This window comes from Thalassospira xiamenensis M-5 = DSM 17429, from assembly GCF_000300235.2.
Lineage (GTDB): Bacteria > Pseudomonadota > Alphaproteobacteria > Rhodospirillales > Thalassospiraceae > Thalassospira > Thalassospira xiamenensis.
This window is the reverse complement of sequence record NZ_CP004388.1, coordinates 1,642,977-1,654,500: the sequence shown is the minus strand read 5'-3', so window position 1 is coordinate 1,654,500 and position 11,524 is coordinate 1,642,977. Positions and strand designations below refer to the sequence as shown.

Annotated in this window: 10 protein-coding genes; 3 read left to right on the top strand and 7 right to left on the bottom strand. The window is 54.6% G+C overall.

What is annotated here, in order from left to right; translation table 11 throughout:
- Position 1 precedes the first annotated feature (1 nt).
- Positions 2 to 1,627, top strand: coding sequence for a methyl-accepting chemotaxis protein (locus tag TH3_RS07760; RefSeq protein ID WP_233421852.1), 1,626 nt, complete (start codon positions 2 to 4; stop codon positions 1,625 to 1,627).
- A gap of 84 nt (positions 1,628 to 1,711) precedes the next feature.
- On the opposite strand, the gene TH3_RS07755 is transcribed toward TH3_RS07760, so the two are convergent.
- From TH3_RS07755 to TH3_RS07720, 7 genes are all read right to left on the bottom strand, one after another.
- Positions 1,712 to 2,284 (bottom strand): YceI family protein, encoded by a 573-nt coding sequence (locus TH3_RS07755; protein WP_007091958.1) that lies wholly within the window; start codon positions 2,282 to 2,284, stop codon positions 1,712 to 1,714.
- A 2-nt stretch (positions 2,285 to 2,286) separates the two neighbouring features.
- A complete protein-coding gene (locus TH3_RS07750) occupies positions 2,287 to 2,841 on the bottom strand; it encodes a cytochrome b (RefSeq protein ID WP_007091959.1) in 555 nt (184 codons plus the stop codon).
- Between the two features lie 73 nt (positions 2,842 to 2,914).
- Positions 2,915 to 3,508, bottom strand: coding sequence for a YceI family protein (locus tag TH3_RS07745; protein ID WP_007091960.1), 594 nt, complete (start codon positions 3,506 to 3,508; stop codon positions 2,915 to 2,917).
- Between the two features lie 421 nt (positions 3,509 to 3,929).
- Entirely contained in the window at positions 3,930 to 4,373 is a 444-nt protein-coding gene (locus tag TH3_RS07740) for a DUF2155 domain-containing protein (RefSeq protein WP_007091961.1), read from the bottom strand.
- 6 nt (positions 4,374 to 4,379) lie between these two features.
- Positions 4,380 to 4,625 carry a hypothetical protein gene (locus TH3_RS07735; protein WP_007091962.1) on the bottom strand — a complete coding sequence of 82 codons (246 nt, stop codon included), beginning with the start codon at positions 4,623 to 4,625 and terminating at the stop codon, positions 4,380 to 4,382.
- Between the two features lie 154 nt (positions 4,626 to 4,779).
- The gene (mlaD, locus tag TH3_RS07730; RefSeq protein WP_007091963.1) at positions 4,780 to 5,283 is read right to left on the bottom strand and encodes an outer membrane lipid asymmetry maintenance protein MlaD; all 504 of its coding nucleotides are present in this window, start codon (positions 5,281 to 5,283) and stop codon (positions 4,780 to 4,782) included.
- Between the two features lie 156 nt (positions 5,284 to 5,439).
- A complete protein-coding gene (locus TH3_RS07720) occupies positions 5,440 to 5,802 on the bottom strand; it encodes an NADH:ubiquinone oxidoreductase subunit NDUFA12 (protein WP_007091965.1) in 363 nt (120 codons plus the stop codon).
- 982 nt (positions 5,803 to 6,784) lie between these two features.
- Here TH3_RS07720 and TH3_RS07715 point away from each other — a divergent pair.
- Both TH3_RS07715 and TH3_RS07710 read left to right on the top strand, forming a co-directional pair.
- Entirely contained in the window at positions 6,785 to 10,495 is a 3,711-nt protein-coding gene (locus TH3_RS07715) for a vitamin B12-dependent ribonucleotide reductase (protein WP_007091966.1), read from the top strand.
- A gap of 98 nt (positions 10,496 to 10,593) precedes the next feature.
- Positions 10,594 to 11,178, top strand: a complete 585-nt coding sequence (locus TH3_RS07710; RefSeq protein ID WP_040060720.1) for a cysteine hydrolase family protein — start codon at positions 10,594 to 10,596, stop codon at positions 11,176 to 11,178.
- Positions 11,179 to 11,524: the final 346 nt, after the last annotated feature.

The following is an 11,524-nucleotide window of genomic DNA, read 5'->3' as shown; positions in this document are numbered from 1 at the left end:
TTTGGTTCAGATTTTCAACCTGCGTAGCAATCTTGTAGACGACAGAATGGACAAGATCAAAACCGCGACAATGACATTGGTAACGATAGCCGAAGAGCTGCAAAACAAAGTGGGCAAAGGAACATTATCTCAGGATGATGCAATATCGCAGTTCTATGAGATCGCAAGAGTTGCCAACTATGACAGTGGGACGGGGTATTTTTTGATTATTTCGGATGATGTCGTCATGAAGATGCACCCGAAAGCCCCGCAACTAAACGGAAAAGACGTTTCGAAACTCAAGGACGCCAATGGTTATCTGATGTCCATTGATCTGGTAGAGCAAGGCAAAAAATCCGATGGTGGCTATACACGCTATTACTGGACAAAGCCAAACCAACCCGAAGATCAGCATTTTGAAAAAATATCCTACTCAAGGCAGCTTCCATGGTCTGACATCCTGACGACAGGACTCTATGTCGATGACATTGAGGCGAAATTCTGGGAAAATGCCCTGTTCGTTTTGACAATTGGCAGCGCCCTTTCTGTTTTACTCTTTGTCATCGGGTACTTTATCGGACGCGATATTACATCGCCCCTGTCACGGCTATCGCAACGGATGGATCGTATTGCTAGCGGAGACCTCGAAGGCGAGATTGAAGGCCAAGAGCGCGGGGACGAAGTTGGCGAAATGGCCCGCACAATGGTTTCCTTCCGACAGCAAGCCGCTCAGAACCTGGAACTGCAAGACCGTCAGAAACATCTGGAACAACAAACCGCCCAACAGCGCCGCGAAGATCTTACCAATATGGCCAACAATCTGGAAAATCGGGTCAAGGGCCTGATCCAGTCTATTTCCGCTGCAATATCCGAAATGAAACAATCGACTGCACAAATGCAACAGGCCAGCAATAGAAATAGTGATCTGTCTGCGGCAGTCGCCTCTGCAACGACACAAACATCACTTAACGTGCAGACCGTTTCCTCAGCTGCCGAACAACTGACAGCCTCGTCAGATGAAATCGCACACCAAATTGCGAACTCGGCCGAGATTGCAAATCAGGCGAATGATCAGGCCAGCCGTACAAATGAAACGGTAACCGGCCTTGCCGAGGCAGCGCAAAAAATCGGTGAAGTTGCCAAGTTGATCGGCGACATTGCCGAACAAACGAACCTTCTAGCGTTGAATGCAACGATTGAGGCCGCCCGTGCTGGTGATGCGGGCAAAGGGTTCGCCGTTGTCGCCCAAGAAGTCAAAAACCTGGCAAACCAGACCGCCAAAGCAACCGAAGAAATTAATCAGCAAATCGCATCTGTACAAAATGAAACCGGCGAAGCCGTTGATGCCATTCGCCTGATTTCCGAAACGATTGCCAAAGTGGCCGACAGCTCAACCGCGATTGCGGCTGCGGTCGAGGAACAAAATGCCGCTATTGGCGAAATTTCCAGAAATGTTCAACAAGCGTCACTCGGGACCAATGAAGTCTCCGAACGTATTGGCACCGTCAATGAAAATGCAGGCCAAGTGTCGGCAGGAACGGAATTGCTTGCAAAGGCCGCTGAAAAACTGGTGCAGGAAGCCAGTACGCTTGATCACGAAGTTGAAAACTTCCTTTGCGACCTGCGGAAAAGTGCAGGGCTCGCATAACTTTCTGGAACCATGACCAAAGGCCGTCCTGTTCAACAGGACGGCCTTTGAAAAATCCGGGGTAATAATCTCATTCACAGAGGATCAGCGCGTTGCCTCTATGTCAATTTCAATCGTTACCGGGTCGCCCACTTGCGATGTATCGCTCCACTGTCCCTGCCCGACGCCGAAATCGGTACGCTTGATCACAAGCGTCCCTTCCGCATCGGCTTCATTGCCTTCGATCTCAAGATTGAAGGGCAACACGACTTCCTTGGTCACGTCCCGGATCGTCAGATCGGCGACCGCCTCATACTGCCCCGGGCCGATTTCCCGAAACGACTTGGTTTCAAACCTGGCGGTCGGCCACTGGGCGACATCAAACCAGTCTGCGGAAATGATCTGACTGTCGCGATCGGCATTTTCGGTATCAACCGACGCGATATCGATCAGAACGCTAACCTTTGATCCGGCAAGATCATCCGGCGAAAATACGATCTCGGCGGTAAATTTATCGAACGCGCCCTCGAAATCCGCACCAAGCTGGGTGCCTGCAAATTTAATATCGCTGTCATCGGCTTTGACCTGCCATGTATCGGCGGCAAAGGCCGGTGCCCAAACGGCAATCGCCGGAACAATCACCGAAGCCCGCAGAATATTTTTAAACAAAGACGTCATGATCAATTCCCTTTCCCCGTCCCCGGAAGCATCCGGCGGAGCGTCGCATCGCGATTGATAAAATGATGTTTGAAAGCCGCCGCCACATGCAGCCCGACAAGGCCGACAATCACCCAGGACAGTATCCAGTGGGTAAAGCGAAGCTGTTCATAAAGCACCTTGTCCGGCCCGACCAGATCAGGAAGCGTGAACAGGCCAAACACACTGACCGAAAAATTCGCCGCTGACGACATCAACCACCCGCTAAGCGGCATGGCCAGCATCACGGCATAAAGCGCGAAATGCGCAAGCTTCGCGGCCTGTCGTTCCCATGCCTTTTCGCCCAGCCCTTCCGGTGTCTGTTCGGTCAGACGCCAGATGATGCGTAAAACCACCAGCAAAAGGATGGTCACACCAATCGATTTATGGCGTGAAATCCATGCCAGCTTTTCCAGTCCCAGCGGCAGAAGATCCATATACCAGCCAATCGCAAACATGGTGACAAACAGGATCGCAATCAGCCAGTGAAACCCCTTGGTCACCGGACCAAAGCCCGTTTGCGTACTGCGAAGCGCCATATGTGAGCCTTTCTGATCAAAAACAGACACACCGGCGGGGCCATCATCTGTCGCCGCCGGTGTGTCAGTATCATTATTTCTGTTTCAGGAACTCGGCCGAAATCTGAAGTTCGACTTCGTCGCTGACAGCCGGCACCAGATAGTTCATGCCATATTCCGAACGGGTCACCGTGCCGGTCGCGCCAAAGCCAAGAACATGATCACCGGTCATCGGGTGATCGCCTTCACCGGTCAGCGTCACGTCCAGAACCAGCGGCTTGGTCTGGCCCAGAAGGGTCAGATCGCCGGTGATGGTGGCGGTTTTGTCGCCAGTCATCTCAACCGAAGTGCTTTTGAACGTCGCGGTCGGGCTCTGTTCAACATTCAGGAAATCAGCGGTTTTCATATGATTGTCGAGACCTTCGACACCGCTATCGACCTGTGTCAGGTCAATCGAAATGGTGGCCGACGATGCTGCCGGGTTTTCACGATCAAGCGTCAGTTCGCCGCTCGTGCCGCCAAAACGGCCCTGGAAGTTGGAAAAACCAAGATGGTTAACGATGAAAATCACGCTGGTATGCGTCGGATCAAGTTTGTAATTCTCGGCTGCCTGCGCCGAAAAAGCCGCACCCGAAAGACCCGCCGCAATCGCCAGAACAAAACCGGCCTTTTTGATCGAAGTAAACATATGCACATCCCTTGTTTCAAAATCGTCCGACACACAATACCGCATCGCAACAAACTGAACAGAGAATGACACTTGACCTCCGCCGCCTCAAGTCGGGCAGTCCTCAACACTCATTTTCTCATATGGAAACAATCATCGGCGTTTCCGCCTTATTTTATCCAGAATGAGAACGGTCTTATATTGAAACTAAAATCACTGCACTTTGCCCGCAATTTCGCGCAACAAAAGGCAAACGGCGCATCACCCAAACCGCGAATCCCCCGCATGACGTAACGTCAAACCGCTTGAAATCACGCCGTCACAAATCATCCCGTCCAAACAATTGTGGCCGACACACTGTGCATCGGCCAGCATTGGGAAACAATTGATGCTCCGAAGGTTTTGGGAACACATGGCGCATCACGCATTCCCGGCGGCAAGATTATTGGGCCGGTGCCGGTTGCCCCTGTTCGCTGGCCCCGGCTCCCTGATCGCCTGCATCAATGCATTCCTTGACCCAAACGTCATAAACCGGGTGTTCAAGGGCTGACAGACCGGGGGTAGATGCAAACATCCAGCCGGAAAACAGTTGATCAACCGTGCCACTGGCATCTTCGCGCTGGTCCGAAATTTCAAGGAAACTGGCACTTTCCGGGCGCTCTTCCGGCGGCGTGCGATAACAGGCATCCACCCGGATCGAAAGCGTGCCGAATTTCGCCATCTGCCCGACCGGCACCTCGAATGTCGAAATACGCGCGGTGATTTTATCAAGCCCCTGAAGCTGGGCGATCTCGGCCGGGCGGTAATCCAGCGCAAAGGCAGACGTCATTGCCGCCACCGAAACAACCGCGCCAACAGCAGCACCAAACACTATCTTGGTTTTCATCAATAATCAGTCCTGATCGTCTGGCTTGCCATAGGGATTGTGCAGCTCTTCAACGACGCTGCGCATCACCTGGCGGAACTGTTCCTCGTCGCAGCCCATCAGCAACGCGTCTTCCATGGCGTCCTGCATCATGTCACGCAGTTCGCCGAAATTCTCGTTCAGAACCTTGATTTTCTCCACACACGAAAGCGGCGCCCCTTTCGGGTCCTGCCATGTGGGGAAATTCTTGTTCATGCTCTCAGACTTGCTCATCAATTGGCTCCGCTGCCTTTCGATCTGCTCTGGATATCTGCCGAGAATATCGGTGTCGACATCGCTTCACGCAAGCTGCCCAAAGGATATTCCGGGAAACTGACCTGCAAAACCGGCAAAATCATGGCCGCCTTTACCGATCTGCCCTGTCTGCCTATTGCGGGCTTTCTTCCGATGAAGTGCTGCCCGCCTCATTATTGGCACCCCCACTGGAGCCACCACCGGACGAATAAATCACCTGCCCGATCAGTTCTTCCAGATTGACCGATCCTTGCGTGTATTCAATCTCGCCGCCCGGGGCCAGCATATCGATATCCCCGCCCGGCTCCAGCGATACAAACTTGCCGCCGAGCAAACCGTCCGATGCAATCTTGGCCGAACTGTCGGTCGGCAATTCGATATCCGAACGCACCGTCATCCTGACGACGGCCATATAGGTCTGCGGGTTCAGGTCCTGTGCCGTGACCGAACCAACCTTGACGCCCGAAATCCGCACATCGTTGCCAACCACCAAACCATCAACCCTGTTGAAGTTTGCCGAAAGTTCGTATCCGTCAACAGACTCGATGCCCGCCCGGGAATAGGAATAGGCCGCAAAGCCGACCGCCACTGCGATTACGGCTGCCCCGGCAAGGCTCTCGATCAGTCTGTTGCTCATGGATACGATCCGTCTGTGGTATCTTGTTGATCTGCATATTGTCTTGTGCGACCCGAAAAAACAACCGGGTCAATTACCATCAGGCAAAACACAGCAAAAACACAACCGGGCGCCAACATATTGTCGCGCCCGGATGCAGAATATACCGATCTTTGATCAGCCTTCCGGCGACCATGCCTGATAGTCACCGGTCGCTTTCGCACGCTTGCCACCACTATATTCATGGCCTTTCGGGCGATAGGCATGCTTGGTCCCCGTCAGGTTCGGCAGATGTTCTTTCTGCCACTCGTAACGGTCTTCGGCCTTTTCCGACAGCGGCGCATCAACGGTGTAATGCAGCCATGCATGCCATTCAGCCGGAACCTTGGAACCCTCGGTAATACCCTTATAGATCACCCAGCGTTTCGCACGGCGACCATTGGCGGCTTTCTTTTCGGTGTAATAGATATTTCCAAAACGGTCTTCGCCGACGCGTTTGCCATACAGCGCGGTAAAAATGCGGGTCCCGACGGTGGCCATGTGTGGTCTCTCTCCAGATCTGGTTCTTCCGCCTTTGGCGGCGCGCAGACAAAAGGCCCGTATATGCAAACCGGTTGTATGCAAACCAGTGTTTGCTGGCGGGTCTGATTTTGCGGCCTGTGTCCGGCGGTCAATAAGGACCTTATATGTCGTGATGTTAGCGCAAAGTCAATGTTTCAGACAGGCCATCACATCGCATTTCCCGCACACGGCCGCCCGAAACCGCCACAGACACACAATATACACACAATATGGGGTATGACTCCGCGAAAACACCATCAAAACAACCCACAACCACTTGTGTATGCCCGACTCATTGCAACACAATCATCACGCCGCCTTGTCCACCTGTTTATCCACAGCATTTCAACGCGAACGGTTTGAAACATACCCTGCCCGGCTTGAAAATTCGCGCCGGACGGAAACAACGATTTTCACATAAATATCAAAATGTTATCGAACTTTTTCATGCTAACAAAACAACAGGCACAAGATTGTTTGTGCTTGATGCTGGATTTCAAACCCAAACGGCGTTAGCTTGTTTTTGCCTTGTGGGGGTTCTCTCGTCCCGGCACAACATGTAGTCCGAGTCTTACGGGCTTGCCCTCGCCGCCGCCGCGGCAAAAGCGCAGTATTCCGCGGGCTTGCCGCGCGTTTAAACAATCTTAACGAGATTTTCCAAACATCAGATATGCGCGACATCAATTGAAACACTACATCTAGTGATAAAAATTGCTGTCAACCACAAAGTTTGGTGGACGAGCCCGAAATTTTCCCCTTATAGTCCTGCCCACGGACAGGACGGTTCCAAGGGGGGACAACCAAGGAACCACCACCACAGATTACCGAATTCCGTTCGCCCAATCATGGCCGTTTATAAGGGCCAGGGGGCAGCGTATGAGCGTTGAGCAAACTATATAATGTTCAGGCCGTGTTGGTGCTTATGCGCACGACATCAAGTCTGACCAAAACGGAGCAGACCATGCGGATCAGCAGAAAGTTCACCCAGGAAGGTGTCAGCCCCTACGCAGACATCGATTTTCGTAAGTCATCCTGCGTCATCAAAAACCCCGATGGATCGGTGGTCTTTGAAATGAAAGATATCGACGTCCCGTCCTCCTGGTCGCAGGTGGCAAGTGACGTCCTGGCGCAGAAATACTTCCGAAAGGCGGGTGTTCCGGTCGCGCTGAAACCGGTCAAGGAAAAGGACGTTCCGTCCTGGCTCTGGCGTCAGGCGCCGGACAAGGCCAAGCTCGAAAAAATGCCATCAGAGTCCCGCTACACCAGCGAAACCAGCGCCACCCAGGTCTTTGACCGCCTTGCGGGCACCTGGACCTATTGGGGCTGGAAGGGCGGCTATTTCGATGCCGAATCCGATGCCCAGGCCTTCTTTGATGAAATGCGCTATCAGCTCTCCCACCAGATGGGTGCGCCGAACTCGCCGCAATGGTTCAATACCGGCCTGCATTGGGCCTATGGCATTGATGGCCCGGCGCAGGGTCACTCCTATGTTGATTTCAAAACCGGCGAACTGACCAAATCGGCCAGCGCGTACGAACATCCGCAGCCCCATGCCTGCTTCATCCAGTCAGTTTCCGATGACCTCGTCAACGAGGGCGGCATCATGGATCTCTGGACCCGCGAAGCCCGCCTGTTCAAATTCGGTTCGGGCACCGGTTCGAACTTCTCGAATGTGCGCGGCGAAGGCGAAACGCTTTCGGGTGGCGGCCGTTCTTCCGGCCTCATGAGCTTCCTTAAAATCGGGGATCGCGCAGCTGGTGCGATCAAGTCGGGCGGCACGACGCGCCGTGCGGCCAAGATGGTCGTGGTTGATATCAACCACCCGGACATCGAAAACTATATCGACTGGAAAGTCGTCGAAGAACAGAAGGTCGCGGCCCTCGTCGCCGGTTCGAAACTGGCCGAAAAGCACCTGACCGACGTTCTGGCTGCCTGCACCAACTGGGACGGTGCCGCCGATTCCGAGGATCGCTTCCTGCCGCGTGCCAACCCGCAGCTCAAAGAAGCCGTGCTGGCCGCCCGTGCGGTGATGATCCCCGATAGCTATATCAACAAGATCATCGAATTCGCCCGTCAGGGCTTCACCGAAATCAGCTTCAAGACCTACGACACCGATTGGGACTCCGAGGCATACCTGACCGTTTCGGGTCAGAACTCGAACAACTCGGTTCGCGTCTCGAACGACTTCCTTCAGGCTGTTCTCGATAATGGCGACTGGGAACTGATCCGCCGTACCGATGGCAAGGTTCATAAAACCCTTGCCGCCCGCGAATTGTGGGACAAGGTCGGCGAAGCCGCATGGGCGTGCGCCGATCCGGGTATCCAGTACGACACCACGATCAACGAATGGCACACCTGCCCGAATTCGGGTCGCATCAATGCGTCCAACCCGTGCTCGGAATATATGTTCCTTGACGATACCGCCTGTAACCTGGCGTCGCTGAACCTGATGAACTTCCGTTCTGACGACGGTGGCGTTGATGTCGCGGCATATGAACATGCCGTGCGTCTCTGGACTGTTGTTCTGGAAATCTCGGTTCTGATGGCGCAGTTCCCGTCGGATCGTATCGCCGAACTGTCCTATCGTTACCGCACGCTTGGCCTTGGCTATGCCAATATTGGCGGCCTGCTCATGAGCATGGGCATTCCCTATGACAGCGACGAAGGCCGCGCAATCGGCGCATCGCTTACCGCGATCATGTGTGGCGTTTCCTATGCCACCTCGGCCGAAATGGCGTCCGAACTCGGTGCCTTCCCGGGCTATGCCGATAACGCCAAGGAAATGCTGCGTGTCATGCGCAACCACCGTCGTGCCGCGCATGGTGAACAGGAAGGCTACGAAGGCCTGTCGATCAATCCGGTTCCGCTGGTTGCTGCTGATTCTCCTTATGCCGAACTTCCGGTTGCCGCACGTGCCGCATGGGACAAGGCGCTGGAACTGGGCGAAAAGTACGGTTACCGCAACGCACAGACCACCGTTATCGCGCCGACCGGCACCATCGGTCTGGTCATGGATTGCGACACGACCGGGATCGAGCCGGACTTCGCGCTTGTGAAGTTCAAAAAGCTTGCCGGTGGCGGTTACTTCAAAATCATCAACCGCACCGTTCCGGTTGCACTCGCCACACTCGGCTATACCGAACGCCAGATCCGCGACATTGAAAAATACGCGGTCGGTCATGGCACCCTGGTCGGTTCGCCAACCATCACCCATGACGATCTCAAGGCCAAGGGCTTTGATGATGATGCGATTTCGAAAATCGAAGGCGCACTTGCCAACGCATTCGACATCAAATTCGTGTTTAACAAATACACCTTTGGCGAAGAATACTGCGTCAAGCAGCTCGGCCTTGATGCCAAGGCACTCAACAGCATGGACTTTGACATGCTCGCCGCCCTTGGCTTCGACAAAAAGCAGATCGAACTGGCAAACACCTATGTTTGCGGCGCGATGACGCTCGAACAGGCCCCGCACCTGCGTGACGAAGACCTTCCGGTATTTGATTGCGCCAACCCGTGTGGCCGTATCGGCAAACGTTACCTGTCGGCTGAAAGCCACATCCGCATGATGGCCGCGGCACAGCCGTTCATCTCCGGTGCGATTTCGAAAACCATCAACATGCCGCACAATGCCTCGATCCAGGATTGCAAGGATGCCTATATGCTGTCCTGGCGCCTCTGCCTCAAGGCAAACGCGCTCTATCGTGATGGCTCGAAACTCAGCCAGCCGCTGAACTCGGCCCTGGTCGAAGAAGACGATTACGCCGATCAGCCGACGGCCGCCAAGGCCGCCGCTGTTTCCGAACAGATCGTCGAAAAAATCATCGAACGCGTCATTCGTGGCGACCGTCGTTCGCTGCCGTCGCGCCGCAAGGGGTATACCCAGAAGGCCACCGTCGGCGGACACAAGGTCTATCTGCGCACCGGTGAATATGAAGACGGCAAACTTGGCGAAATCTTCATCGACATGCACAAGGAAGGCGCTGCTTTCCGCTCGCTGATGAACAACTTCGCGATTGCGGTTTCCATCGGCCTTCAGTATGGCGTGCCGCTGGAGGAATATGTCGAAGCCTTCACCTTCACCCGCTTCGAGCCGTCAGGCATGGTTTCCGGGAACGACGCCATCAAAATGGCAACCTCGATCCTTGATTACATGTTCCGCGAACTGGCCATTTCCTATCTGGGCCGTAACGACCTCGCCCATGTCCAGCCGTCCGACGTTCTGCCGGACGCCGTTGGCAAGGGCGTGGCTGAGGGCGACCTTGGCGAGGAAGCCAAGGCCGAAGACCGCGCGATTGAAACCATCCGCAAGGTCGCATCCAGTGGCTTCGTGCGTCGCAACCTTTACGTTGTCGATGGCGGTGCACCGGTCGAAGAACGCGTGATCATGAAGGCAACCGGCACCGATCATGCCCACTCGCATGACCACAGCCATCAGGCAGAAACCGCCAGCATCGCAACCACTGCTGCCCCGACCAGCAGCGAAACCGCGATCCTGAACGCCAGCGAAGAAGTCATGTCGGCCACGGATGCCAAACTGGACCGCATCCGCGAAGCCCGCATGAAGGGCTACGAAGGCGACGGTTGCCCTGAATGCGGCAACTTCACCTTGGTCCGCAACGGCACCTGCCTGAAATGCGACTCTTGCGGAAGCACCACCGGCTGCTCGTAAGCCGACCGGTACCATTCAAATCTGATCTGATCAGCAAACCGGCCGGGATTAATTTCCCGGCCGGTTTTGTTTTCACCATCCAAGATTGGAACTCCAAAATGCCGCTGCCCGAAAACAATGCTGCCTTTGGCAAAGAAACCGCGCTTGTCGTGCTCGACGTGCAAAAGGCCATCGACGATCCGAAATGGGCATCAAAAAATAATCCCGGCTATGTCGATAAAATCGTCGATCTGCTGGCCGCCTTTCGCGCAGCCAACCTTCCGGTGATCCATATCCGCCATGACGAACCCAATCCCGCCTCGACCTATCACACCGATGGTCCGGGCAACGCAATCAAACCCGAAGTCGCCCCGCTGGCGGGCGAGCCAGTGATTGCCAAAAACGTCAATTGCGCCTTCATCGCCACCGATCTTGAAAAATACCTGCATGATCATGGCATTACCCGCCTGATCTTTACCGGTGTTGTCATCCACAATTCGATGGATGCCTCGATCCGGGTGGCCCATTGTCTGGGCTTTGACGTCATCCTGCCGCTTGATGCCACCACCGCGATTGACGTGACCGACGCCAAAGGGGTGCGTCACGATGCGCAAACCGTGTTTGACCTGTTTGCCGCGGTTCTGGGATCGGAATATTGCGCGCTGTCGACGACGGATGATGTGATCGCCGCCCTGCCCGCATAACGATAATCGGCCCGAAAACCGGGCCCTCTATCCACTTTGCGCAAAACCTATCCACTTAGTGTCAAGAAACGACACAGTCCCCCCTTTAAGCATAGCCCCCACAATGCGCCGCCCCTAAAGCTCTTGCGACGGACCGATCCATCGGCACCGGGCAAAAAGGGTATGGGCATGGCGAACAATGTATAAGAACAGAAGCACCTTCAAACAGGAACGATCTGATCGTTCGCTCCTCGCCGCGTGCAAATCTGTTGTGAAAAAAGGGCTTTGTGCGCTGGCCCTGACGGGGTTATCGCTGCCCTTTGCCAACAGCGCCTTCGCCATTAGCGTCGGTTGCGGTTTTTGGAAC